The sequence below is a fragment of the Blautia sp. HA9023 genome, assembly GCF_056504095.1.
Genome location: NZ_JBWLUR010000006.1, coordinates 860059 through 883758 on the forward strand (window position 1 = coordinate 860059; position 23700 = coordinate 883758).

27 protein-coding genes and 2 pseudogenes are annotated in these 23700 nt (G+C 37.7%); 11 read left to right on the plus strand and 18 right to left on the minus strand.

The window, feature by feature from the left end; genetic code table 11:
• Positions 1 to 48 precede the first annotated feature (48 nt).
• Complete coding sequence (locus AC04Q6_RS08000) at positions 49 to 1257, minus strand: IS110 family RNA-guided transposase (protein WP_119248375.1); 1209 nt, start codon at positions 1255 to 1257, stop codon at positions 49 to 51.
• Positions 1258 to 1803: 546 nt separating this feature from the next.
• Between AC04Q6_RS08000 and AC04Q6_RS08005 the strand changes: the two genes are divergently transcribed.
• The 4 genes from AC04Q6_RS08005 (at position 1804) to AC04Q6_RS08020 (ending at position 3535) form a co-directional block, all read left to right on the plus strand.
• Complete coding sequence (locus AC04Q6_RS08005) at positions 1804 to 2283, plus strand: hypothetical protein (protein WP_242997149.1); 480 nt, start codon at positions 1804 to 1806, stop codon at positions 2281 to 2283.
• Positions 2284 to 2309: 26 nt separating this feature from the next.
• Positions 2310 to 2513 (plus strand): hypothetical protein, encoded by a 204-nt coding sequence (locus tag AC04Q6_RS08010; RefSeq protein WP_118512131.1) that lies wholly within the window; start codon positions 2310 to 2312, stop codon positions 2511 to 2513.
• A 185-nt stretch (positions 2514 to 2698) separates the two neighbouring features.
• Positions 2699 to 3151, plus strand: a complete 453-nt coding sequence (locus tag AC04Q6_RS08015; RefSeq protein WP_015517515.1) for a VOC family protein — start codon at positions 2699 to 2701, stop codon at positions 3149 to 3151.
• A gap of 123 nt (positions 3152 to 3274) precedes the next feature.
• On the plus strand, positions 3275 to 3535 hold the full coding sequence (locus tag AC04Q6_RS08020) for a tyrosine-type recombinase/integrase (protein WP_330384716.1): 261 nt from the start codon (positions 3275 to 3277) through the stop codon (positions 3533 to 3535).
• Positions 3536 to 3659: 124 nt separating this feature from the next.
• On the opposite strand, the gene AC04Q6_RS08025 is transcribed toward AC04Q6_RS08020, so the two are convergent.
• Positions 3660 to 4298, minus strand: a complete 639-nt coding sequence (locus tag AC04Q6_RS08025) for a DUF1847 domain-containing protein (protein ID WP_119248387.1) — start codon at positions 4296 to 4298, stop codon at positions 3660 to 3662.
• Between the two features lie 820 nt (positions 4299 to 5118).
• On the opposite strand from AC04Q6_RS08025, the gene AC04Q6_RS08030 reads away from it, so the two are divergent.
• Both AC04Q6_RS08030 and AC04Q6_RS08035 read left to right on the plus strand, forming a co-directional pair.
• Positions 5119 to 5292, plus strand: coding sequence for a hypothetical protein (locus AC04Q6_RS08030; RefSeq protein ID WP_442859864.1), 174 nt, complete (start codon positions 5119 to 5121; stop codon positions 5290 to 5292).
• Positions 5293 to 5351: 59 nt separating this feature from the next.
• Positions 5352 to 5561 carry a DUF6219 family protein gene (locus AC04Q6_RS08035; protein WP_005421572.1) on the plus strand — a complete coding sequence of 70 codons (210 nt, stop codon included), beginning with the start codon at positions 5352 to 5354 and terminating at the stop codon, positions 5559 to 5561.
• Between the two features lie 74 nt (positions 5562 to 5635).
• Here the strand turns inward: AC04Q6_RS08035 and AC04Q6_RS08040 are convergent, their stop codons facing one another.
• Positions 5636 to 6001 carry an ArpU family phage packaging/lysis transcriptional regulator gene (locus AC04Q6_RS08040; RefSeq protein WP_174088740.1) on the minus strand — a complete coding sequence of 122 codons (366 nt, stop codon included), beginning with the start codon at positions 5999 to 6001 and terminating at the stop codon, positions 5636 to 5638.
• Here AC04Q6_RS08040 and AC04Q6_RS08045 point away from each other — a divergent pair.
• Complete coding sequence (locus AC04Q6_RS08045; protein WP_294421313.1) at positions 5987 to 6181, plus strand: S24 family peptidase; 195 nt, start codon at positions 5987 to 5989, stop codon at positions 6179 to 6181. The two genes, AC04Q6_RS08040 and AC04Q6_RS08045, sit on opposite strands and share 15 nt — an antisense overlap.
• Positions 6174 to 6347: a hypothetical protein gene (locus AC04Q6_RS08050; RefSeq protein ID WP_476389625.1), complete on the plus strand. Its 174-nt coding sequence runs from the start codon at positions 6174 to 6176 to the stop codon at positions 6345 to 6347. The genes AC04Q6_RS08045 and AC04Q6_RS08050 overlap by 8 nt, the downstream gene beginning before the upstream one ends.
• A 177-nt stretch (positions 6348 to 6524) precedes the next feature.
• Here the strand turns inward: AC04Q6_RS08050 and AC04Q6_RS08055 are convergent, their stop codons facing one another.
• The 9 genes and pseudogenes from AC04Q6_RS08055 to AC04Q6_RS08095 form a co-directional block, all read right to left on the minus strand.
• Positions 6525 to 7097: a CDP-alcohol phosphatidyltransferase family protein gene (locus tag AC04Q6_RS08055; protein ID WP_055057096.1), complete on the minus strand. Its 573-nt coding sequence runs from the start codon at positions 7095 to 7097 to the stop codon at positions 6525 to 6527.
• A 6-nt stretch (positions 7098 to 7103) separates the two neighbouring features.
• Positions 7104 to 8150: an FUSC family protein gene (locus tag AC04Q6_RS08060; RefSeq protein WP_119248374.1), complete on the minus strand. Its 1047-nt coding sequence runs from the start codon at positions 8148 to 8150 to the stop codon at positions 7104 to 7106.
• 33 nt (positions 8151 to 8183) lie between these two features.
• Entirely contained in the window at positions 8184 to 9227 is a 1044-nt protein-coding gene (locus tag AC04Q6_RS08065; protein ID WP_005347239.1) for a HAMP domain-containing sensor histidine kinase, read from the minus strand.
• On the minus strand, positions 9227 to 9937 hold the full coding sequence (locus AC04Q6_RS08070; RefSeq protein WP_118071556.1) for a response regulator transcription factor: 711 nt from the start codon (positions 9935 to 9937) through the stop codon (positions 9227 to 9229). Before AC04Q6_RS08070 ends, AC04Q6_RS08065 begins: the two co-directional genes overlap by 1 nt.
• Positions 9916 to 11349 carry a phospholipase D family protein gene (locus AC04Q6_RS08075; RefSeq protein WP_106492192.1) on the minus strand — a complete coding sequence of 478 codons (1434 nt, stop codon included), beginning with the start codon at positions 11347 to 11349 and terminating at the stop codon, positions 9916 to 9918. Before AC04Q6_RS08075 ends, AC04Q6_RS08070 begins: the two co-directional genes overlap by 22 nt.
• A 198-nt stretch (positions 11350 to 11547) precedes the next feature.
• Positions 11548 to 13107, minus strand: a complete 1560-nt coding sequence (gene cls, locus AC04Q6_RS08080; RefSeq protein ID WP_118071557.1) for a cardiolipin synthase — start codon at positions 13105 to 13107, stop codon at positions 11548 to 11550.
• Positions 13108 to 13142: 35 nt separating this feature from the next.
• Positions 13143 to 13823 (minus strand): GTP pyrophosphokinase, encoded by a 681-nt coding sequence (locus AC04Q6_RS08085; RefSeq protein WP_005347231.1) that lies wholly within the window; start codon positions 13821 to 13823, stop codon positions 13143 to 13145.
• A 38-nt stretch (positions 13824 to 13861) separates the two neighbouring features.
• Positions 13862 to 14839, minus strand: coding sequence for a choloylglycine hydrolase (gene bsh / locus AC04Q6_RS08090; protein WP_005347230.1), 978 nt, complete (start codon positions 14837 to 14839; stop codon positions 13862 to 13864).
• A gap of 135 nt (positions 14840 to 14974) precedes the next feature.
• Positions 14975 to 15199, minus strand: a pseudogene (locus AC04Q6_RS08095) (hypothetical protein); the annotation flags it as partial.
• 6 nt (positions 15200 to 15205) lie between these two features.
• On the opposite strand from AC04Q6_RS08095, the gene AC04Q6_RS08100 reads away from it, so the two are divergent.
• Positions 15206 to 15427, plus strand: coding sequence for a S24 family peptidase (locus tag AC04Q6_RS08100; protein ID WP_081019717.1), 222 nt, complete (start codon positions 15206 to 15208; stop codon positions 15425 to 15427).
• Positions 15428 to 15482: 55 nt separating this feature from the next.
• On the opposite strand, the gene AC04Q6_RS08105 is transcribed toward AC04Q6_RS08100, so the two are convergent.
• Positions 15483 to 15950: a helix-turn-helix transcriptional regulator gene (locus AC04Q6_RS08105; protein ID WP_147343508.1), complete on the minus strand. Its 468-nt coding sequence runs from the start codon at positions 15948 to 15950 to the stop codon at positions 15483 to 15485.
• 318 nt (positions 15951 to 16268) lie between these two features.
• Positions 16269 to 18032, minus strand: coding sequence for an ATP-binding protein (locus AC04Q6_RS08110; protein WP_476389626.1), 1764 nt, complete (start codon positions 18030 to 18032; stop codon positions 16269 to 16271).
• Between the two features lie 75 nt (positions 18033 to 18107).
• Here AC04Q6_RS08110 and AC04Q6_RS08115 point away from each other — a divergent pair, with 75 nt between their 5' ends.
• On the plus strand, positions 18108 to 19229 hold the full coding sequence (locus AC04Q6_RS08115; RefSeq protein WP_118064820.1) for an ISAs1 family transposase: 1122 nt from the start codon (positions 18108 to 18110) through the stop codon (positions 19227 to 19229).
• A 37-nt stretch (positions 19230 to 19266) separates the two neighbouring features.
• Here the strand turns inward: AC04Q6_RS08115 and AC04Q6_RS08120 are convergent, their stop codons facing one another.
• The 3 genes from AC04Q6_RS08120 to AC04Q6_RS08130 all read right to left on the minus strand — a co-directional run bounded on the left by AC04Q6_RS08120 (position 19267) and on the right by AC04Q6_RS08130 (position 21215).
• On the minus strand, positions 19267 to 19500 hold the full coding sequence (locus tag AC04Q6_RS08120) for a hypothetical protein (RefSeq protein WP_476389627.1): 234 nt from the start codon (positions 19498 to 19500) through the stop codon (positions 19267 to 19269).
• Positions 19501 to 19969: 469 nt separating this feature from the next.
• On the minus strand, positions 19970 to 20806 hold the full coding sequence (locus AC04Q6_RS08125) for a replication initiator protein A (protein WP_118071559.1): 837 nt from the start codon (positions 20804 to 20806) through the stop codon (positions 19970 to 19972).
• Positions 20799 to 21215, minus strand: a complete 417-nt coding sequence (locus AC04Q6_RS08130) for a hypothetical protein (protein ID WP_021976909.1) — start codon at positions 21213 to 21215, stop codon at positions 20799 to 20801. The genes AC04Q6_RS08125 and AC04Q6_RS08130 overlap by 8 nt, the downstream gene beginning before the upstream one ends.
• 75 nt (positions 21216 to 21290) lie before the next feature.
• Here AC04Q6_RS08130 and AC04Q6_RS08135 point away from each other — a divergent pair.
• Positions 21291 to 21920, plus strand: a pseudogene (locus AC04Q6_RS08135) (transposase); the annotation flags it as partial.
• A 183-nt stretch (positions 21921 to 22103) separates the two neighbouring features.
• Here AC04Q6_RS08135 and AC04Q6_RS08140 read toward each other — a convergent pair.
• Positions 22104 to 23444 (minus strand): MATE family efflux transporter, encoded by a 1341-nt coding sequence (locus AC04Q6_RS08140; RefSeq protein ID WP_118062284.1) that lies wholly within the window; start codon positions 23442 to 23444, stop codon positions 22104 to 22106.
• Positions 23445 to 23700 lie beyond the last annotated feature (256 nt).

Sequence of the window (23700 nt, forward strand, 5' to 3'; positions counted from 1 at the left end):
AAAATAAGACCACCACACCAGTGCTGGTCTGAAAATATTAGTGGATAATTAAGATTCTGGAAGAGATGCAAGATATTCTTTCACTCGACCATAGTAGATTCTTATAAACTTGTTGGCACCCGCAGTCATATAGACATAATAGGGTTTACCTTGAGAACGTTTCTTATCCAAGAACTGATATACCGGATCATCTTGTGGCATCATCTTGATAAGAACATCCATTACTTGAAATAGGGTCTTTCGTAGATCTGCAGAGCCACGTTTTGAGGTAGGAACACTTTTTTGTTCATAGGTTCCAGATTCATTAACACCAGGATCTACACCGGCAAATGCAGTAATAGCACCTTTGTGAGTGAAACGGGAAACATCTCCGATCTCAGCCATCAACTGAGGACCAAGTGAAGTTCCAACACCTTTCATAGCCATAACGACAGGATATTCCGGGAGTTTGGATGCAGTTTCATTCATGAGAGTGCGTAGTGACTCAACAGTTGTAGAGACACTAATAAGCTGGTCTATAGCTTGCTTGATAATAAGCTTTGTAATGGCATCCTTTGGAAGTACAGGAACAAGTTCCTTCGCTTTTCCATAGATTTCTTCAGCTTTTGACTGACTGAAGTTGTACTTCTTGCGTTTGCACCAGTTTTGATAATGGTCGATAAAGGCATTTAGGGATATTTTACGGACACAGTCCACATGCCAGTATGTAGATGCAAAATCAACCCATTTCTGGCTGCCATCACTGCGTGCAGGACTGTCAAAGTAAGTATTAACACCAGGATAGGTTTGGTCAAGGATGCTGATAAGATTATTCTTCATGGCTGTTTTATGCTTCATGTAGAAGCCAAACTGACGGTTCATGGTTTTAAGCTGATTGCGTAATTCATCCATAACACTATACTGTTTAAGATTTTGCCATTTGTCAAGTGCATAGCGTGCAATCTTAACGGCATCCGCTTTATCAGATTTGACTTTACGAAGGGAATCATTATCAAAATCCTTGATAAGTTTGGGGTTAATGGTACTGACGAAAAGGTTAGCCTCTGAAAGCTGATGGGCAAGGACTTCGTAGTAACGTCCGGTATGTTCCATCACGATTCGTGACTCACCTTCAACAGAGTTGATGAGTTCTACAAGTGAATGGATGTCACTGGTTGTGTGTTTGATTTCAAAGGGGGTGGAAACGATTTCACCGAAAGGTCGCATGATAGCAACCATACTTTTACCCTTAGAAACATCGATACCTACTGCGTTCATAAATTTGTCACTCCTTAAGATTATTGCAATGGATAAGTACCAGTTTTACTCATTGCCTATTCAATCTACTGTGGTGTGACACGAATGCGCCTGTGACGATTCAACCTGCATAAAACGAACGCTGCGAATTAGGAACTGGTTATCAGTCTATTTTACGGACGCGAAGTCCAAGAAAGGAAGCCGATATACCGATTGCTCCATCATTATACAGCTTAAGCAACAAGATGGATAATTCCTTACTGGTTGTAAGGGATGTTAACCATAAATATATTGTAGTAGAGAGGAGGTGAACCTGACCAAGACACGCAATACAACAAAATACCTTGCAATCAAAGAATTATAGATTATTTCTGGCTTTCCATACTGGCAGTCATAATTGTTATCTCCATAATCATCGCATATTATGCCTCTGCCCATGAGCAGGCATCTTCCCAACCAGTATCTGCTAAACGCCATTCTGACATTGATGTAACTTTTGACGCTCTGCGTTCATCCCTGGAAGACACATCAAAATGCTATCTATGTGGAAATGCGGAAGAAAGCCTAATGAGCTACTACAAAAATTTTGACACCATTGGATTGATATCGCTGAATGACTGGTATGTGATTGATTTTCCACTGAAAAATTACGATGAAAACGGAAATGAGATAGAAAGTGCTGCTTCAACTTCATTCCTCTCTGGGAATACAGGTGAAATAGCTTATTCTTCAGATGGAACTCCAAGCCGTGGTATGGCAAGCATAGATGTGACGTTGCCGATAAATTATGAAGTTGATACCAACATGTTGGAAAAGCATTTATGTCAGAACTGCCTAAATAAAGTAGCTGCTTCATTAGAATACAGAAAATCAAACAGTGAACGCAAAGAGGCTATCTCTCTGTGCATTGTCGATTTCAAAACTCTGGATATCTACTCACTACAAGATTACTGGAGATCATATTTTGTCCGAGATTATTATGTAGAAATGGATTTTGATGATAATATGGTAAAAACAGAAGTATTTTACTTGCCAGAACGTCAATAACAAATATGGGAAAGAGATGGTACTACATGGGAATAATTAAATATTTTAGAAAAAAGTACTGGGAAGCAGCCATTTTCAGGGGTGGGCGGCGCATACCATTTAGCTGCGATGGCTTGACAGCTGTTCCTGATAGAGCCTATGCACTGTTTACAGAAAAAGAATTGGAAAAAATTTACAACGATAGAAATGAATTTTATAAGAAGCTAATGCAGATGATTGATTCATATTAACTAAAGGTCAATCAAAATTTTATTTGTTAAATAAATTAAAAAGTAAATATGTTCAAACATAAGGTCCCGGAATCTTAATTATTTCTGGGGTTTTCTATTATTGGAATAAAGCTATTTATAGCAATTTAAACCGAATTATGATAACATAAGGCAAAGATAAATCGGAATTTACAGGAGAAATATATATGGTTGGAAGAATTTATCATGTAGGACTAACGGTTTCTGATTTGGAACGCTCAATTGCATTCTACAGAGATGTCCTTGGGCTTGAGTTTCAAGGAGAGATTTTTATGGAAGGCGAAGAAACAGATAAAATGTTTCGTAGAGTAAATTGCAAAGCAAGGGTCGCTTATTTGAATGGCTCCAAGGCTGTTGAAGCACCGCCAGTTGAGCTGATTCAGTTTGTAAACAACGAAGTAAAGAAAGTTCCCTCTGATTTGTTTACAACATCTATCTCGGAAGTATGTTTCTACACAGATGATATTGATTCTGCTTACAAACATCTCGTAGATAATAATGTGGAGTGCTTGTCTGAACCGCAGTATTTCGATTTTAGAGCAGATGGATTTGGGGAAAGTAGAGCTTTTTATTTTAGAGACCCGGATGGAATCATTCTTGAGATGATGCAGCCGCTTTAATGAAAAATGGTAAGTACAGGAAAGCGGCAACTTTCAGTTTGTCTGGTTGTCCTTTGAGAGGGGAGAAATCCTCTTCTCAAAGGGCTTTTTCTATTTATACGGATATTCGCAAACTACAAGACAATCCGAAGAATTATCCGTGATTGCAATGATGAGCAGTTTTTGCACAGTGATGAACCTGATGTGTTACTTCCTCATTTTAGCTGCCACTCGCTTAGACATACATTTACAACAAGAATGTGTGAAGCTGGAGTAAATATAAAGGTCATTCAAGACGCACTCGGACATTCAGATATTTCAACTGCACTGAACATCTATGCTGATGTTACAAAAGAAATGAAAGCGGAAGAGTTCAAAGGATTGGATAGCTACTTCAAAGTATAATATTGGACTTCACATACAGAAAGAGAACATACAGAGTGTTGTGTGTTCTTTTTTTCGTTGGATAAAAAGAGAAATGCTTGAATGGGATATCTTTATGTATCTTTAAACGCCCAAATTAGAAATATTACTCTTCTTCACTCTTCTTCAACTTCGAATAATAACTATCCGCAGTATAAAGCGCCGCCACCGGATTATGCCCCAATACACGGTCTTTCGTCACTGCTGTCGTAGTCAGTGCCTCGGAATATTTGTAAAACAGACTGTCATGCCCCACACAAAGTCCGACCACAACATTCAGGTCCGTCTTCGCCTTGTTCAGAAGCTTTGCCTGCAGGATCGGATTACACATATTCACACCGACACCTTCGCAGCATTCCGGGATGCCGACCGATATCTTCTTCTGTGTTCCGGCTTTACAGCCGACACCATACACCTCAAAGCCATGTCTGCGCAGGATATCTGCCAGGATACGGCTTTCTTTCAACAATCCGACACAGGTTGCGATCCCGATCTTTTTCGCATTAATCTTCTTTGCAAAATCCATGATTTCTTCGACACGGGTATGTTTGCAGTAATTCTCATACTCTACTTCAGCTGCAGCGATTGTTACTTTGCGGTTCTCGTCTTCATTGTAGCATTCCATAGCTTCATTTAGAACTTCTTCATCCATGTGTGTTGTCAGACAGAAATCCGGATAGGTTTTATCCATTTTGTTGCAGTTTTTTACTGCGCAGTCGATACAGGACATGTCTTCTTTTTTCATTTTTTCATTCTCCTTTTGTATACCTTGGTATCTACAGAGGCCTGCCACTGGCAGATTCTCTAGATTAAGCTTTACTTTGTAAAATATCCTCTATTTACTTCATAATAACAAATACTTATACTACAGACAATGGTTTTCCGTTTTTATTTTCTTATTTTTTGTAGTTCTTTTCTATGAGAAACGTTCCCAGATTCAGGGTTGATTTGTCATGAATTGTCGATTCTGATTTTTGAAAAATTATTGAAAATTATCTTTTTAAACTTGAAGATATATAACAGTCTCTCTGATAGACCATCATCTTTGGATTTATACTATCATGTATAGGTTATTTCGTCAATCAAAACATTTATCCACTTCCCTCATTTCAATCCCAGCTCTTTCAATACCTCAGCCAAATACCAGCTACATGGAAGCCAATAAACCATGCAACAGCGGTTCTTTTATTCGCCAGTATATGCCAATTTCTATCTCATAGCCGCCGTTCTCATAGTAGGCGTGGGAAAAATAGTATCTTATTGTTATTTCTGAAATATAAAATTTGAATCATAAAACTTCTTTCCCTCTCAAATCCATTTTTACCAAACCAACTACTAACAATCCAATAAAAATTGCCGTGTCCACAAATAACAGTACAACAACACTTTTTACCACTCCGAAAGTAAAAAGTATGGAGAAGATTTCCACTGACAACACAATAAAACACATATAATTTGTCAAATACTCTGTTATAATTTCTCCATAATAATTGTTCATCTGCAATTTCGCATGGGAATTTGCTCATAAATATTGTGGTAAAGTCTGGTATGTCTGTGGAATGGTTATGTTGCCGATAACAGTAATATTCATGCTTTTAGTGATTGGAAAAAATGAAGATTGTGTTGGGAGTATAGGAGGAATTATCTGTGGTGTTCAACTTATTCCTTTAATTGGGTCTATTCTCCCAACAGAAATAGCATTAAAAAAGAATTTTGATAAGAATGGAACAAGACGATAAATTCCAGTTTGCATATTTCTTAAAAAGATGTATGATATAAAAAAGCTCAGGAGGTTCAAATGAAATCACATAAATACTGGTCCATCGGTGCGCTGGTTTCCATGATCGGAACTTGCTACACCGGCTATAAGGATATGAAATCAGCACATAAATATTTTGCATTCAGTTCACTGATCTGCATGGCTATGGCCATTTACTCAGGTCATAAAATGATTTCTGGCAAATCAAGAAAAAAGAAAGAAGCTGCAGCTGAAGAATCTGCGGAATAATAAGGGGAATAGGGGAGTATTCCATTATATATAAGCCTGGTGGAAAGGGGAGATTCCATCAGGCTCTTTCAGATCTACTCTTCCGTTTCTGGAAAAGATGGCTTATATCGTTTATTTGCAGATTGTGGCACTACGATTTCAAAAAAATAATATCCCAGATACCGGAGCGCTGCTTTTTTCTTCCGGTAAAAATTTGCCCGGCTCATCCCCAGTTCAAGCATAATTTCCATGTCCGCCATTTTTCTGTGCCTGCAGAAGCAGCTATAAAGCACATCATAATATTCGGTTCCAAAATTCGGTGTAAAATATTTTACCAGTGTCATTGCCCGGTTGACCATATCACAAAGTCCATAGATTAGAATGATACTGTTCACTTCCTTTTTCAGTTTTCCCAAATTCATCCGGTAATCATAGGCATCCATATATTGAAGGGCATTCATAAACAAGAAACACTTGAAGAAGGAGAAATCGGTGTCTTCTTCCTTGATGGTGATGCTTATGTAAAGAAATATCATCAATCCGATTCCGGTATTCAGCTTATTTCTCTAAATAAAAAATATGCCCCTATCCAAGTCACTTCCGGATCCATCTTAAAAACTTTTGGAAAAGTAGTTGGCTAATTTTAAAAGGCTGATGGCTCAGAACGAGGACCTGGATTATTTCGGACTCTGCAGTTCATTGAATGCGACTCCGGAACTAATGAGCTTTAAATTATACAGCCTGACAAAACGAGGCCAGGTTTATCATATGCCGATGGAGATTCAGAGCAATTTCCTGGCGAAATAAAGTAAATAAAGATCCTGTTCTATATATCATAGTATGAACAGGATCTTTTTATAATGATTTATTTTCTATCTAAAATTTTATTAAACCGACTAAAGACTCCATAGTTTGTGTGTTTGACTTACTGTTTATATCTATCTTCTCCTAAATATTTTTCTAGTCATTGCAATATAAAATTGCTTATACAGTCTCTTCCTTAAGAGTCCTGGTATTCTGGATAATATACAGAGCGACCGATATGACCATCATTATAGCGCACAAACCAATCAACAGATCTGATACCATCGGTGTAATGTGGAACCATATAATATGCACCGCTGCAGTTCCATATAATAAAAAGGTTACTATCTTTCCATGCCAGTCTGCACCATGTACTTTTCCTGTCTTTCGTATCACAAGACATCCACTGACTACCATATACAGCTCCTTACCTGCCATTATTACGATTAAAAGAAGCACATGCGGAAAACGAGTAAACAGACAGATTAACATCGCTGCCTGTGTCAGCTTATCAGCCACCGGATCAAGTATTTTTCCTAAATTACTAATCCTATGGAATCTTCTTGCGATATATCCATCAGCAAGATCCGTAAGACCAGACAGCAATAAGATTTCACCAGCTAACAGAGGATTTTTCTTTACACAATAACTCCATATAATTACCGGAATCAGACAAAGCCGAAAAAAAGAAAGAAGATTAGGAACCGTAATAATTCTATTCAAATTTTCTTCCTGATTCACTTCACTCTGCATGTACGGTCATCTCACTTTCCTTTTTTTAGACATAAACCAATAAAATATAACACAAAATGCTAAAGCAAACACAACACCAAAAACATTTTGAATCACTCTAAGACTAACCGCTCCTTGTAGTCCATAAGTCTCTGCAGCAATGGCTAAAGCACCAAATGTGTTAAATACTGCCTGCCAGCCATATTGTGCTGAAAATCCTACACCGATTCCACCAAGAATTCCTATATATGCATAGATTGACGAAGGAAGCAGAAAATATAATACTGTAAAACATATAACACCTGCAATATTTCCGACAATCCTTTTACGGACTCTGTAGCGCATATCTTCCATAAACGGCAAAATCGCGGACATGGCCGCAATACCAGCCCACATTGCACGTGGCATATTACAAAGTTCTGCAATGCAAAGGACAATCGGTACGCATAAAATCTGACATATCTGCCATTTTGTTCTGGAAGAAGTGATATCAAATTCTTGTATCAGATCTTTCAGATTTCTTTTATAAGTTCTGTTTTTATGATTTCGATAAAATACGAAGCAGGTAAGTGCTGCACCTAAAGCCATTCCGACTAATCGCATCTGATAGCTTTTTCCCGTAACATCATAACCATATAGCAGCAGATACCCAAGAACCAATGTAGATTGATTAAACATGAATGGATTATGGCATCCGAACAGAATCAACACAGCCAGTGCCGCAATATTTAACAGCATTCCCAATACCGGTGAAAACTGATTTGCTAAATGCGGACATACAGTCATAATTACAAAGAACAAAGCCAAAAGCATCGTAGATTGTCCGGTGTGGATCCCCAGATCCGCATTTCTAAACACCATGAGACATAATAAGACTACTACACCTACAATGCTGTTCTCATTTCCAAATAGGATGCTGAAAATACTAACAAAGAAAAAACAAAATGCCATTGTAACAGCTATCTTCACCAGATATACCCACATATGATATAATTTTTCTTTTAGTGTTTCACTCTTTTTCAACAGGTTTTTAGAACCTGCCTGATTTAACTGCAACTCCTGATAAAATGTCATATAAATCCTCCCATCTTCTAATTTATCTTAAAACTATATAATCTCATCTTTCTGCTTTGGCAGCTCTATAACAAATCTGCATCCACCATATTCACGGTTTTCTGCTTTGATTGTTCCTCCGGCACTATCTACAATCCGTTTTACAAGTGCAAGACCTAGGCCATTTCCTTCTGCTTTATGAGATCCATCTACCTGATAGAACTTGTCAAATATTCTGGATTTTACATCATCCTCTATTCCGGGTCCTTCATCTTCCAGAATGAACTTAACAGAATCCTGTTCTTGTTTCAGAAACATCGTAATTGTCCCCTTTGAAGGGCTGAACTTAATCGCATTATCCAAAAGATTTATCCAGATATGCATAAAAAGTCCTTCATTCCCAGTATATTTAACTTCCTCCAATTCTACCTGAAAACCAATTTCTTTTTCTGTCCATTTTGTTTCCAATGAAAGAAATGCCTGGCGGATCTGTTCATCCAGACGATATTCTGTTTTTTTCATTGGTATATTCTGATTCTCTAACTTGGATAACAGCAAAATATTACCAACCAATCCGGAAAGTCTTTGGGTGTTAAATAAGATTTTTTCTACATATTCCTCTTGATCCGGAGACAGTTCTTCTCCCTGAAGCAGCATTGTATATCCTTCAATGGCATTAATCGGGGTCTTAAACTCATGAGAAACATTAGATACAAAATCCATCTGCAGCACCTCTGTTGCACGAAGTTCTTTTGTCATAACGTTAAAACTTTGATAAGATTCTCCAACTTCTGCTATACGGCTGTTCGTTTCCAAATGCTGTTCAAAATCTCCCTGAGAAACTTCCTTCATTGCTTTACTAAGTCTGGTAATTGGTTCCAGTAACTTTGCATTGATAAAGGAAGTGATCAGCCCTGCAATCAATGTATTGAAAATCAAAAGCCAGCCAAGCACAGGTATGCTGCCCGGCAGATTAAAAAAATGATTCAAAAAAGCAAATAATAAAGCAGATATGACTGTTGAAAATACAAGTGCCAGCCAGATTGCACCAGTCAGACAGGATCGGATCCGCAATCCTTTTTCTTTCTTTTGTTCCATTATTTTTTCACCACCTTGTATCCAATTCCACGCATTGTTACGATTTCAAAATCAGGGTTATCTTTAAAACGCTCTCTGATTCTTCCTATATGTACCTCTATCGTATGTGGGTCTGCCTCCGTCTCGTATCCCCATACTTCATCCATCAACTGTTGTTTTGTAAATGTTCTGCCTGGCGAAGCTGCAAGCTTATATAAAAGCAGGAATTCTTTTTTAGGCAAAACAAGACTTTCCTTATCAGTTGTAACCGTCATTGCATCATAATCAAACTCTGTTGAACCGATCACAATTTTGTGTTCATTCAGTATCTGTGCACGGCGAAGCAATGCTCCGACTCTTAAAACCATTTCATTCACATTTACCGGTTTTACCATATAATCGTCACTTCCCGAAAGAAATCCCTGGCGCATATCATCAAAGGAACCTTTCGCAGTGATCATAAGCACTGGTATCTGATATCCTGCTGAACGAAGTTCTGACACCAGTTCATAGCCATCCATAACCGGCATCATAATATCAGAAATGATCAGATCAATATATTCCTTATCCAATACTTCTAATGCCTGTGCTCCATCCGATGCACTTTTGACTTGATATCCATTCTTCTCAAGCACTTTTTGGAATAGCTGGCTTAATTCTTTATCATCTTCTACAATCAATATTTGAAACACGTTTTCCTTCCTCCTCATTAAAACAGATACCTTGCCCATCCAAGCAGATGCTGTACCAAAAATATTTTTCTCTGACGTTTCTTTGTTAATTCGATTGGCTCTACATGATATGGATCATTATAAGTTCCGCCTTCTAATATCTGGCGGGACACTTTTTCATATTCCATCATGCCCTCTTCCAACTGTTTATTAATATCTTTACTGCGAATTACAAGCATCAGTTCCGTATCCAGATATGCACTTCTCATGTCCATATTAAAGGAACCGATTACAGACAGATCATCGTCAATCAGAATACTTTTTCCGTGGTATGAATAACCGCCTTCATATTCCCAGATATTAATTCCTGTACTTAAAATTCTATTTCTGTTTTTCGCATAATCGGCAGCCCCAAATGGATTCCCATTATTCGCAACTGAATTTGTCATGATAGAAAAATCTGAAACGTTCTCTGCAATCTCCTCCCATGTATTATACATCATATCATTACAGATAATATATGGCGTGTGGATCTTCACACGATTTTTTGCATTTTTCATCAATTCTCCCAACTGATACCACACTACTGGTTCTTTGGAACCTGTGTGAATAGGATTTGACACTAATGTAATCTTTTCTGTCTCAAAAGTTTCGTCCGTATAATTGGTCTCGCAGATTCTTTCCTTATTCTCTTCAAAATATTTCTGATAGCTGTTCTGCAGCTCTAAAACTGCGTTCTTTACAGATTTTCTATTTGCCAGTTTTTTATTGTTATGAAAATAACCACTGTCTTCCTGATTCCATATGGTTTCAAAATACTCTGACAACTGGTTAACTGAATTTTCTTTCTCAGGTTCATCGCAAACCACTAACACGTCTCTGTCATAGTTCTTATGTCCCGGAAAATCACCCAGAAAATAATTGTATGTATTTCTTCCCCCAAGAATATATCTCTTTCCATCTGCAATCAAATATTTATCATGCATTCTACCCATCATTTTCCACGGTTTCAACGGATTGGCCTTATTATACAGTTTAATTTCAACATTCTCATGGGAAGATAATCCATAGAAATACGGATTTCCTTCCATATCAATCCAGCTCTCCATTCCATCTACTAACAGACGAATATGTACACCTCTGTCTGCCGCATCATGCAGTGCTCCTAAAATCAATTTTCCACTTTCATCGGATTGAAATGCAAAAGTAGAAAGAATAATTTCCTTTTTTGCATTCTTGATCAAACGCACTCTTTGTAAAAGCGCTTCTGGATTCTTTTCTATGATTACTGCCCGTTCTGTATTTTCACTGCATTCGTTCCATGACCCATTTTTTGTTTCTTTTTTGGTTGTATTGGACACTTCCGGCTGCTTTTTATATGCAACGCAGATTCCGAGCAATTCATAAAAAGCCACACATAAAAAAATTGCCAGTATAACAAGAAGGATTTTACATATTTTATGCTTTTTCATTGTACATCACCTGATTCCTTTTTATTTCATACTTATACAATACAAAGTCAATCTCAATTTAACCTCAACAAGGTTTGTTTTTTTCATCCATGCAAAATCTTCTTTGTACAACAGACTGTTAGATATAGCAAAAACGGCCTTTCAAAAACAGTTAACTTCTAAATCAACTGTTTTTTGAAAGGTCGTTTCATCAGATTCTTATAGCAATCCAGCAAATAATCTCATAAATAATTGTCCCAGTCGCAAATATGCACTTCGTCCGGTTTGATATTGGTCTGTCACATCACGACATTCTCCCATCGTTCTTATCAGATCATTTTTTATTTCCACAACTGCCTGACAATCTGCCATAAAACAGCCGTTTTCAAAATGGTGATATAAACTTCGATAATCCAGATTAATTGTTCCACAAGTTGCCATACAGTCATCTGCCACACTCATTTTTGCATGACAGAAACCAGGAGTCCACTCATAAACACGAACACCATGTTTAACTAATCCATGATAAAAAGAACGAGTTATATTATAAATGAATTTTTTATCAGGGATACCAGGTGTGATAATTCTTACGTCTACCCCGCGCTTAGCAGCCAGACATAACGCATGCGTCATTTCATCTGTTATGATTAGATATGGAGTCATAAACCAACAATATTTTTCAGCTTTATTTATCATACTGATATAAACTTCTTCTCCTACTTGCTCATTATCCATAGGGCTGTCTGCATAAGGTTGAATAAACCCAGTTTGCTGTGCCGCATAATCATAGTGGAAAAGGTATTTACTAAGATCAGAATCATTAGCATCCTTATCACTTACTGCATTCCACATTTCCAAAAATGTCACCGTAAGCGACTGAACAGCATCTCCTTCTAAACGAATACCTGTATCTTTCCACTGTCCATACGGGTGTGTGTAATTAAAATATTCGTTTGCTAGATTATATCCACCTGTAAATCCGACTTTTCCATCAATAACTGTTATTTTTCTATGATCACGATTGTTCAAAAACAGATTTAAACCTGGCATAAACGGATTGAATACACGGCAATGAATTCCTATTGCCTCCATCTTTTTCACAAAATCTGTGTTAATAAAGCCTATAGAACCCATATCATCGTAGAATACTCTAACTTCCACACCTGCTTTTACTCGCTCTTCCAGAACATCTTGAATCTTATGCCATGCTTCAGCGTCTTCTATCGCATGATATTCCATAAAGATAAACTTCTGTGCTTTCTCCAAATCCTTAAGCTGTGCCTCTAATCCTTTCACTGCTTCATCAAAATACACAATATCCGTATTCTGATAGATTGGATACTGCGAATTTCTTTGTATGTAACTTGCTATATTTCCTGCTTTCGGAATTGTTTCTTTTATTTTGCTCAAACACTCCTGACTGTCCGGAAGCATTGGTAACAATTTGCTATCAATTTCTGCATATCGCTCACGCATTTTATGTGTGCCACCATTCAAACCAATCAACAAATACAGGCCTACACCCATAATTGGGAAAATTAGAATTAAGATGACCCAAGGCATTTTCATAGAGGATGTCTTATTTGATGCGTACAATCCCAAAACCAAGATCCCACTCAAAATCCTTGTAAATAAATTTATGATTTCTGCATATTCATTCAAGCGTGTTACGATAGTAATAATAAAAATCACTTCCAGAAGAATGCAGATTATGGAAAAACACAGCCGTTTTACCCCATTTTTTGTTTTTGCTTTGCCCTCTAAAGTATCTTGTTTCATATATATTCCACCTTCCTACTTGCTCAGTTTTCTCCCTAAATTTCATGGAACATACCAATTTTGTCTTTTATTCTCTGCATTTCATTATCTGCTTCAATGATAGCTCTTGCAGAATGAAGTAATTCTTCACTTATCTCATCATAGCCAGGCATTTCTTCAATTCCTTTTTTATAGCGAAGTTGATGTTCCAATGTTGCCCAGAAATCCATACCATTGGTTCGAATCTGTAATTCTACACGCATAGGTGTTTTACCCTTAGCAAAAAATACTGGTATTTCGACAATCATATGATAGCTTCGATAACCATTCGATTTTGGATTTTTTATATAATCTTTTATTTCAATAACTTTAATATCATCCTGTTGGGTAATCAAATCTGATATCATATAAATATCGTCAATAAACGCACAAACTATTCGAACGCCTGCTACATCATTGAGATATGTCTGTATATTTTCTGTTGTAAATTCATATCCCATCTTCTGCAGTTTATCGTAAATACTATTGGGCTTCTTAATTCTTGTTTTTATAAAAGAAATAGGATTTCGATTGTTCTCAACTGAAAATTCATCATCCAAAACCTCAAGTTTAGTTTGTATCTCCCGAATAGCACAACGATACATCATCATTAAATTATAAAATTTTGTAGCATTATTTAAAAACTGTAGTGATTCCGGACTGTTCATCCTGAGTTTTTTTACTTCATCTTTTGTCATGGAACTTTCCTTTCTACCTCATCCCTGATTTCAAAACATTATTTATTTTGATAGTTGATTCGTTCTCCTTGAATTACTGGATAACAAATCATTTTATCACTATCCAGATTTTCTACATGCATATCTACTGCACTGATCTGATGGTTTTCATAAGTATTGTAATAATAAATACCTTTTGTAACATTACAACACGACGTATACAATGTGATTTCATATTTTCCATCCGCTACTTCGCAACATCCTCGTTGCTGATCCACAGATCCGAGAATGTGGAAGAATTGGCTAACGCTTTCTTCCTCTGATTCACCTGAAATTGCATTTACCTTTGTAAAAGCTACACGTACAAAGCGTGAGGAAGATGAGAGATCTCCCGGAAGACCTAATCCTCCCATACCTCTACTATATGCATCAAGAGCCAAATTTTCGCAGAAAGTATTTCTGGGCTGTTTAGGAGATAAATACATATAATTATTTAGTTGAAACATCTGCTGTGGAAATGGCGGATTATTCGTAAGCACTCCTACTGGATTGTCATAAATATGCAAACCATCTGACATAGATTCTACCGTAATTGACTCATTCTCATCAGAAATGATCCAGTGCAATTGTGCTAATGGTAATTGTTCGCTGAAAGGAGTATTAACAATATTAATTCGTTCAAGAAGCTCGCGAACTTCAACTAAAGAAGAACACTGACTTAAAATCCACGGAATAAATTCAAACTGTGCAATATTTTCCACATCTGGCTTAATCGCAGCATAAACAGCATTTCCGACAAAATTCAGTCCTGCCATTGCCACTCCTTTTTCATTCATAGCATCATAATACAAAGGATAATCCTCTGCAACATGAGCCATTCCAATAATTGCATAATGATTTTTCATATCGCCAACATGGCGAAAATTAAACGCATAATTACGTGGTGTAATTACTATCTGATCACCATAAGAGAATTCATAATCGAGGGTTCGTCCAAAGTAAAAATCTTTTGTTTTATAAGTTGCTGCTGTACACATGATCGTTTATCCTCCTAAATAGATTGAAATATGTCAATGAGTTTTTTTCTTGAACAATATTATAGCACAATTCTTTTATTTTGTTCCAACTTCATACATGATCATAACATGTAAACTTTAAACTATTTTCCTAGATTATTTCTCCATCAGTTTTTCAAACCAGGTATCCATAGCTAGGATGAATTGACCTACGTCTGGCAATTCTTGCAGCATTTCGTTTAGGGTTTTGTGCTTCACATATTTCTGCACATACACCCAACAGGCAACGCTACTGGCTTCTGATACAATGTCAGCTATGGTTTTGCGCATAAGCTCTTCAAATTCAGCAATTTCTTCTTTCGGAACAACATCATATGTGGTGACAGTATGGAGCCTCTCTATCTGGATGGACAGATCATCTGGATTCATAAACAAGAAACTCTTGAAGAAGGAGAAATCGGTGTCTTCTTCCTTGATGGTGATGCTTATGTAAAGAAATATCATCAATCCGATTCCGGTATTCAGCTTATTTCTCTAAATAAAAAATATGCCCCTATCCAAGTCACTTCCGGCTCCACCTTAAAAACTTTTGGAAAAGTAGTTGGCTAATTTTAAAAGGCTGATGCATTAACAGCTCACTTCTGCTATGCACCAGCCTTCTATTTTATATTTCTTCGTACCAAAAAATTTCTTCCACAGGTTTTTCAAAGAATTCTGCAATATCATATAACAACTGATATGTTGGGTTTTTAAATTTATTTCTCTCCAGTCTACTTATATTGTCCTTACAATTTCCAACCATCTCGGCAAGTTCTGCTTGTGTAAATCCAGCTTCCATGAGAAGTTTCTTTAATCTTGTCCTTAGTTCTTTCATTGGCAAAAATTTCCATCTATTTCTGCGCCATATATCCATTTCATAAACATCCTGCAATGCTTCATCTTTGGAAATAAACTGTTTGTCTAAATTTGATGTATCTCCCGGAAGTGTATAATGAACATTCCAATGATCATTTTCTGCCTGCACTGTATATAATCCCTCTTTTCCAAGAAGCAACAAATAATCTGCCTGCTCTTCCAAAAATACTACACCATTAATCATTTTTCTATTATATTGCATTTTTCTACTTTCCAAACCCTTTCTGCTGAATTTACTCTTTATAATAAACGTATCAAAATGAAAAAAATCACAGCAAATTTCAAATTATTTTATTTTTGTACAATATCACTATAACATGGAATGAAAGGAAAAGGACAGCACAAAAAAGGCGAAACTGCACTGCCTTTCCTGGCCAGATACAGTTCCACCTCTTTGCATTCTTTTTTTGTTATTTAATGTATTCTTTTATTAACATCTGATCTTTTAGACAATGCTTAAATACTTTGTTATAAAGGATTCAGATACCGTCATATTTTTCTCACTAACGATGCGATTTTCCTGATGCTCCGACACTTATCTGTCATTTTGTTTCTGCTTCAGTTCCTTTTCCAAACATGTATCGTCTTTAATGTATTTAGCGATTGTATCAGTTACTTCTTCCATGTTAATCGGCTTGGAAATATGATCATTCATGCCTGAATCCAGGGATTCCTGAATATCATCTATAAAAGCATTTGCAGACAAAGCTATAATTGGAATCGTAACTGCATCGGATCGCTCTATACCTAGGGCTCGAATGGCTTTCGTTGCTTGGTGTCCATCCATGTTTGGCATCATGATATCCATCAAAATAAGATCGTATGTGTCTCGTGGATGATTTTTAAACAAATTCACGACTTCTTTTCCATCTGATGCGCGTGTTACGGTCATACCGGCACCTTCCAGCATTATCGTAGCAAGTTCAGCATTTAGATCATTATCCTCTGCCATAAGAACATGAACACCTGTCAAATCTCTATGTAGAGGTTGTTTTTGTTCTGATTGAATAACCTGTTCTTGCAACTCCAGTGGGATCTCCACTGTGAATGTAGAACCTACACCTTTTTTGCTCTCAACAGCAATCGAACCGCCCATCATATCCACATATTTTTGTGTGATGGCCATGCCAAGACCGGTTCCCTTATATTTGGTTCTGGCATTAGCATTATCTTCTTGTGAAAACGGCTTGAATAATTCTTTCTGGAACTCTTCGCTCATGCCAATACCATTATCTTGAACAACATAACGAATTATGATATGTTTCTCATCCGTTCCGGGGTAAGTGCTGATATCCAAAGTAATCTTTCCACCGTCCTTTGTGAATTTCACAGCATTGCCAAGAAGATTCACCAGAACTTCTCGAATACGCGTAACATCCGCAAGGACATATGGGTTCTTTGGTCTTTCTCGATGTACTTCAAACTTAAGATCTCGGTTATAAAGAAGTCCATTCATAATCGCCTGGACATTATCTGTCAATTGAGTAATGTCCACTGGCTCGGGCGAAATAGTAACTTTTCCACTTTCAATGCGACTAAAATCCAGTACGTCATTCAACAAAGAGAGAAGATGATTCGAACTTTTTTGAACTTTCTCCAAGCTATCATGAATATCTGAAACCGTGTTCTGGTGAAGCGCAATGTTTGTAAATCCAATAATGGCATTCATCGGCGTTCTGATGTCATGGCTAATACTAAGCAAAAACGCAGATTTTGCTTTGTTGGCAGACTCTGCTTCCTCAGCGGCGTTCATTAATAATTGTTTTTGTTTTTGCTCTTCTGCCTTGCTTTTCTGGTAAACATAATAGGTATATAGACAAATTAAAAGCAATACAGCTCCTGCGACTATACCGCAGATGATGGAAATATGATTCGTCTTTTCAACCATTCCATAAGCTGATTGCATATCCATTTCAATGCAAAATGCGCCAATGATTTCTCCTGTCCCATCATGATTTGCGCTTACAGGATAGCAAGCCGTAAAAATCGGCCCCCATGTTGTATCAATGATATCCTGAGAGTACACATTCTCCCCAGAAATAGCCCTATCAATATACGGAACCATTTCTTCCTCAATATAATCTCCAGGGTGCCTTACATCATCCGCATCCGGATCCAAACCGTCTACCACGTAAACGAGTTTTCCTTCTTCATTTTTTTTAGCGGTGTAAATATATCGAGTAGAATTCAGTGTTCTGATTTCATTGAAATATGAAGAAATATCCTTATATATTTGCTTCTTTTCATCAGATTGATCTTTGATTTGATCAAAATCTTCTTTGCTGATTCTTCCATCCACACGACAAACGCATGAGTAAATAAATTGTGAACACACCCCTTTTCTAGTAAAATAAAAGAAAAAGGGGTGTTATTTATGCAGGAATTATTAGAGTGGATGGAATACATTGAAGATACTCGTCAGCAGACAAAGGTTCGTCATACGTTGAAGGATATTCTTGTCATTGTGTTGTTTGCAACTCTTGCGAATGCGGATGACTGGGTTGAGATGGCATTGTTTGCAGAAAGCTATCAGGATTATCTTCGAAAGTATATTGAACTAAAAAACGGAATCCCCTCTCATGATACGATCCGGCGTGTCATGGGGATGATATCGCCCGAAATTCTGCAGCAGCTCTATGGAAAATGGCAGGAGCGGCTGGATAAAAATGATGGAGAACTGTTGAAGAAGATCATCTGCATAGATGGAAAAACGATGTGTTCGAATAAACGTGGAGAAGAAAAAGCAAGTCACATTGTTTCTGCATGGAGTAAGGAAGATGGATTTTGTCTGGGACAGAAAGCAGTCAAAGAAAAAAGCAATGAAATAACAGCGATTCCAGAGCTGTTGGAAAAAATCCAGATAAAGGGTCAGATCATTACGATTGATGCAATGGGAACGCAGACAGCGATCGCAGGAAAAATCAGGCAGAAACGAGCGGATTATGTTCTGGCATTGAAGAAAAATCAATACACAATGTACGAAGATGTAAAAGAATACTTTTCGAATGAGGAGTTTCAAAAAGAAATGCGCGAAAAGGGGGCATATAAGAAGACCCGTGAGAAAGCCCATGGGCAAATTGAGATCCGAGAGTATTATCAGACGGAAGATATCCGGTGGCTGAGCCAAAAGAAGAATTGGAAAGGCCTGAGAAGCATTGTAATGGAGAAGAAACGAATAGAAAAAGCAGGAAAGATAACGTATGAATATCGATATTTTATAAGCAGTTTAAAAACGGATATCAACGAAGTCAGCCGAGCGGTGCGAGGTCATTGGAGTATAGAAAGTATGCATTGGCATTTGGATGTAACATTTCGGGAGGATGCAAATACGACAATCGATAAAATGGCGGCACAAAATTTGAACATTATAAGAAAATGGAGCCTGAGTATTTTGAAACCAGCAGAACTATCAAGACATAAGTTGTCAATGAGAAAGAAAAGGTTCGTAGTAAGTTTGCGTCCAATTAAGTATTTAGAAGAGCTTTTAGAAGCTTAAAAAGTAGAAAAAAATAGAATTTGCAGTTGCTAACCATTCATGCGTTTGTCGTGCTTCCATCCACAAGTTTGTGTACTGCATCTGCACTCGCTGTATCACGCGCAATTTCTGTATCAAGGGCGGTCTTAGTGTAAGAACTTTGCAGGATAAATGTGTACAGTGCTATTACAAAAATTATCAAAAGCCCCATAAGCACAAGGATACTACCTGTATTCTTCAGTCTAAGGAATTTCTTTTTCTTCAAATTAACTCCTTCTTTTGTTTTCTTCATGTCGTTCACTCATATCCTCTCTTCATTCTCTTCCAAATATTCCGAACATTTTATTATATCACAGCAACATATTGTTCCGCCATCATTTTTTTAAGACATGTGTCTATGACAAATACATTACTAAAAAATGGTACAATGCCAATAGCTGTCATCTCTCTTCTCTATTTTTTAGCTGCTTCAGCAATAATCCGCACATCCAAAATAAACATTTCTTTGATTTTTTGTATTTAATACCTGAGAGCTAAGAATAGCAGGGACAGGCGGTGTATATACACTGCCGGGCATTCGCCTCAAAAGCGGGACCCTCCCCACTTTTGGAATCTTCGCTTCGCTCGATTTTATAAAAACATAAAGGAGATTTTTATATGGCAAACAGAAAAAGTTTTCTTGCTTCACCAAGACAACATTCCACATCTTCAAGATATTTTTCTGGAAATTCAAAAAGAAGCTCAAATCCGATCAGTGTAGCCTACAGCTGTTTATATTTTCCTGCTGTCCAGAGGTTATCCAGAAATTTAATCAGTTTCTTTGAATCTTCTTTCGGATTATTGAAAACTGCTCGCAAAAATACTGCCAGCTCTTCTGCTGCTTCACAGGCATCATCATAGATGGCGTCTTCATCAATCTGTCCATCCTCATCAATATAGCCCCTCTGCTGCATATCAACGATCTTTCGCTTCTTAGGGCTGAGACTGTAATACGCCTCATCTTTATAACTGTCAAAATATTCTTTGGTTCTTTCTGACATCAATGGCTCTGCTGTAACATGACCTCCCAGATTAAGATCTTCCAGTATTTCTTCTATAGCCGTTTGGAAATTATTCCTGTCTTCTTTATTCATTTTCGCCATGTATTTAGGTGAAATTCCTGTAAAACATCTTGCATAGCCACACCCTGATGCTCTGCAAAAATTCTCTCCATTGCTTTCTTTCATTTTCTTCATTATGTCTTCCTCCATCTGTTTTTCATTGTCAGTGATATCCTTCACATAGAACTGGCAGAGCTTCCCTGGATAAGGTACTGCCACTTCTACCATTTGATCATGTTCTTCCAGTTCTGCAAGTGCCTGGTCAATCCGATATCTGGATATATTCAGATATTTCTTTATTTCCTGTTTTGGATAAATCACATAAGTGTCTCCATACTCATCTACCCACTCATTTCTGATGGCCATTTCCTTTCTGTCCAACAGCAGTGCATAGATAAGTTTTGCATCCATAGATAAATCCTCGTACTGCTTATCATAGAAAAGCACTTTCGGAACATTCAAACACTCTACCGGCATAAATTCTGAATTATTATTCACGATTTTCCTCCTCTTTCATAAGTTTTTTTAAGTTGATCAGATCATCCATTTCACTCAACCGCCCGATCAGCATTTTCAGATACGCAACAAAATAAGTGCTGTACATTCGCTGTGCTTCTTCCTGCAAAGATGCTGCATAGAATGTTTCCAGTTTCTCATGCGGTCTGCTGTTTCTGTAAAGCTGCTGAACATACAGGTGAATGTGCATATAATGCTGCTTCATGGATAATTCCTTCAGATATAAGGAAATTGTCTGAAGTTCTGACATATCCAGATTTTTCTCCAGCATTGCAGCCAGGAAAAAAACAGCCTCTTTCATGGCTGCCTTTTGGATTTCATATTCATCTGCTTTTTCATTTTCTGTCAGGATTCCTTTTTCCTGCATCAGTTCTTTATCTACCTGATTCATTTTGCCCTCCTTATCGAAACGGTAATTCTTCTCCATATCCATCCGGGATATGCTGAAACCCATCTGCATCTGCTTCTGGAAGAAGTAACTGCGGACAGCGGGTACTGTAGTGAAAAAAATCTGCTTTATTTAAAACGGAATGAAATATCCAGTTATATAAAACTGCAGGATCATGAAAAGCGAAAAACACGCGCTTATTCAGAAGATATCAGTAAATATTACAACATGAGGACAGGGATCTTTGAAGATGAACAGTTCTATATCTGCCATGACGGACGTGAACTGCGGCATCTCAGGACAGAGAGCAAAGAGCAGGATGGATATACACAGATCTTTGAGGTATATGGTTGTGCAGACTGCAGCGGATGTGAACATAAAGCGCGCTGTCTGTATAAGTATGATGCGGAGAAAGATGCCGAAAAGAACAAAGTCATGAAGATCAATGAACAATGGGAGGAACTGAAAGAAAGATCGCATGCCAATATCCAGAGTGAACGCGGGATCCTGAAACGCCAGACACATTCCATTCAGACGGAAGGACATTTTGGAGATATAAAGGAAAATGAGAACTTCCGGCGTTTTAATTACCGTTCGGCAGATAAGGTATATAAAGAATTCATGCTGTATGCTATTGGAAGAAATATAAATAAATATCCTCGTTTTTTATACGAAAAACTGAGAAAATTTGAAGGAAAAACTGCCTAGAAAAAAATGCGGCTGAAAAAATCCAAACAAGGATTTTTTGCGGCCAAAAACAGAAAGTATTTATCAAAATAAAAATATCCTGAACAAGTTGCAGAGCCAGAAAGCTCTGTAACTGTCAGGATATTTTTGTTTGGTGCTGTCAGCTCTAAAAAACGTTATTTACCGACAGCTCCCTGTTTTGTTTTAATGATATTTATGCATCCGTACATAATAGCTGATGCATAAGATCACAGTGGCTCCGCTCCATGCTGCAATCTCTGCAAAGAAAATACCGTCCTGTCCGATAAAATGAGGAAGGATCAGTGCAGCACTGATACGCATGACAAATTCAGCCATACCACTTACCATAGGCATTAAGGTATCTCCCAGCCCCTGAAGTGCAGATCTGTACACGTACAGAAAGTACAAAACCCAGAGCATGGCAGCCATAATAGAAAGGTATTTAAAAGCAATTGCCAGTACCTGCTGTGTCTGCTGCGGTTCACCTGAGATGAAAAGTGAGAGAATATTTTTTCCAAATAAAAACATGGCAGCAGAAATGATCAGTGAGGTAAGCAGGGAAAGCAGCATACTGCTGCGGACGCCTTTTCTGATCCTGTCAATCTTTTCGGCTCCCAGATTCTGACCCACATAGGTAACGATGGCATATCCATAGGAAATAGCAGCCATTTCCAGCAGACCATAAAGCTTGTTTGTAGCTGTAAATCCTGCCACAAAAAGGAAACCGTAGCCATTGATCACATACTGGACTACCAGACCGCCCACACCGATGATGATATTCTGGAATACAACAGGAATACCAAGTTTCATCAGGCGGGCATTCATGCCGGAGGCAGGCATAAAATCTGCTCTGGTCAGATGAACGATATCAATTCTGCGTAAAATCAGGAAACAGTAAACAGCGGAGAAGCTCTGTGCGATCACAGTTGCGATTGCTGCTCCTGCCACACCCCATCCGAAGCCTGCCACAAAAAGGATGTCCAGTGAGACATTCAGCACAGATGCGATGATCATTGCGGTCAGCGGTGTTTTACTGTTTCCCATAGCCCTTAGAGCAGAGGCAAACATATTATAGGCTGCTGTGGCGGGGATTCCACAGAAAATGATGCGCAGATATAACAGAGACATTCCGATAATATTGGAAGGTGTATGCAGCCCTGTTAATACCAGCGAAGCAAATGACTGGCTGAGAATCAATACTCCGGCTGCGATGAATGCGGTCAGCCGGTAACTGTGAGCCAGAGATTTACGCAGATTTTCGAAATCCTTTGCCCCATAATACTGGGAGAGTTGAATAGAAAATCCCTGAGTGAGTCCTGTGGATATTCCTGTGACAACCCACATCAGAAAGTCAACAGCACCCAGTGCGGCAAGAGCCTCCACACCTGCAACCTGGCCAACAACCATGGTATCCACCATTGTATAAAGCTGCTGACAGATATTTCCCAGCATCAGGGGAATTGCAAAAAGAATGATCAACCGTCCCGGTGAACCGGAGGTCATATCCTGAATCTTGGTTTTCATTAGTATAAAAGTTCCTTTCCGGAGCATATTTGAAAAAGTTTAGAAATGATTATTCGAATATGCCCTGATATTTACATTGATAATTTTACATCATTAACGTGAAAAATGAAATATAATATTTCATCAGAATGATATAAATTTATCAATACCTGCTATAAGCAGCATGTTGTTGAAATTATTATGCATAGCGCCTGAGAGGAGTTTTTGATTGCTATTTTTTAAAATACAGATATATAATAGAAGGCAAGTCTTTACG

What these genes read in the sequence shown, in the direction of transcription:
- AC04Q6_RS08000 (WP_119248375.1), bottom strand. Translation starts at nt 1,257, where the DNA reads ATGAACGCAGTAGGTATCGATGTTTCTAAGGGTAAAAGTATGGTTGCT.
- AC04Q6_RS08005 (WP_242997149.1), top strand. Translation starts at nt 1,804, where the DNA reads ATGAGCTACTACAAAAATTTTGACACCATTGGATTGATATCGCTGAAT.
- AC04Q6_RS08010 (WP_118512131.1), top strand. Translation starts at nt 2,310, where the DNA reads ATGGGAATAATTAAATATTTTAGAAAAAAGTACTGGGAAGCAGCCATT.
- AC04Q6_RS08015 (WP_015517515.1), top strand. Translation starts at nt 2,699, where the DNA reads ATGGTTGGAAGAATTTATCATGTAGGACTAACGGTTTCTGATTTGGAA.
- AC04Q6_RS08025 (WP_119248387.1), bottom strand. Translation starts at nt 4,298, where the DNA reads ATGAAAAAAGAAGACATGTCCTGTATCGACTGCGCAGTAAAAAACTGC.
- AC04Q6_RS08030 (WP_442859864.1), top strand. Translation starts at nt 5,119, where the DNA reads ATGTTGCCGATAACAGTAATATTCATGCTTTTAGTGATTGGAAAAAAT.
- AC04Q6_RS08035 (WP_005421572.1), top strand. Translation starts at nt 5,352, where the DNA reads ATGAAATCACATAAATACTGGTCCATCGGTGCGCTGGTTTCCATGATC.
- AC04Q6_RS08040 (WP_174088740.1), bottom strand. Translation starts at nt 6,001, where the DNA reads ATGAATGCCCTTCAATATATGGATGCCTATGATTACCGGATGAATTTG.
- AC04Q6_RS08055 (WP_055057096.1), bottom strand. Translation starts at nt 7,097, where the DNA reads ATGCAGAGTGAAGTGAATCAGGAAGAAAATTTGAATAGAATTATTACG.
- AC04Q6_RS08060 (WP_119248374.1), bottom strand. Translation starts at nt 8,150, where the DNA reads ATGACATTTTATCAGGAGTTGCAGTTAAATCAGGCAGGTTCTAAAAAC.
- AC04Q6_RS08065 (WP_005347239.1), bottom strand. Translation starts at nt 9,227, where the DNA reads ATGGAACAAAAGAAAGAAAAAGGATTGCGGATCCGATCCTGTCTGACT.
- AC04Q6_RS08070 (WP_118071556.1), bottom strand. Translation starts at nt 9,937, where the DNA reads ATGGGCAAGGTATCTGTTTTAATGAGGAGGAAGGAAAACGTGTTTCAA.
- AC04Q6_RS08075 (WP_106492192.1), bottom strand. Translation starts at nt 11,349, where the DNA reads ATGAAAAAGCATAAAATATGTAAAATCCTTCTTGTTATACTGGCAATT.
- cls (WP_118071557.1), bottom strand. Translation starts at nt 13,107, where the DNA reads ATGAAACAAGATACTTTAGAGGGCAAAGCAAAAACAAAAAATGGGGTA.
- AC04Q6_RS08085 (WP_005347231.1), bottom strand. Translation starts at nt 13,823, where the DNA reads ATGACAAAAGATGAAGTAAAAAAACTCAGGATGAACAGTCCGGAATCA.
- bsh (WP_005347230.1), bottom strand. Translation starts at nt 14,839, where the DNA reads ATGTGTACAGCAGCAACTTATAAAACAAAAGATTTTTACTTTGGACGA.
- AC04Q6_RS08100 (WP_081019717.1), top strand. Translation starts at nt 15,206, where the DNA reads ATGGAGCCTCTCTATCTGGATGGACAGATCATCTGGATTCATAAACAA.
- AC04Q6_RS08115 (WP_118064820.1), top strand. Translation starts at nt 18,108, where the DNA reads ATGCAGGAATTATTAGAGTGGATGGAATACATTGAAGATACTCGTCAG.
- AC04Q6_RS08120 (WP_476389627.1), bottom strand. Translation starts at nt 19,500, where the DNA reads ATGAAGAAAACAAAAGAAGGAGTTAATTTGAAGAAAAAGAAATTCCTT.
- AC04Q6_RS08130 (WP_021976909.1), bottom strand. Translation starts at nt 21,215, where the DNA reads ATGAATCAGGTAGATAAAGAACTGATGCAGGAAAAAGGAATCCTGACA.
- AC04Q6_RS08140 (WP_118062284.1), bottom strand. Translation starts at nt 23,444, where the DNA reads ATGAAAACCAAGATTCAGGATATGACCTCCGGTTCACCGGGACGGTTG.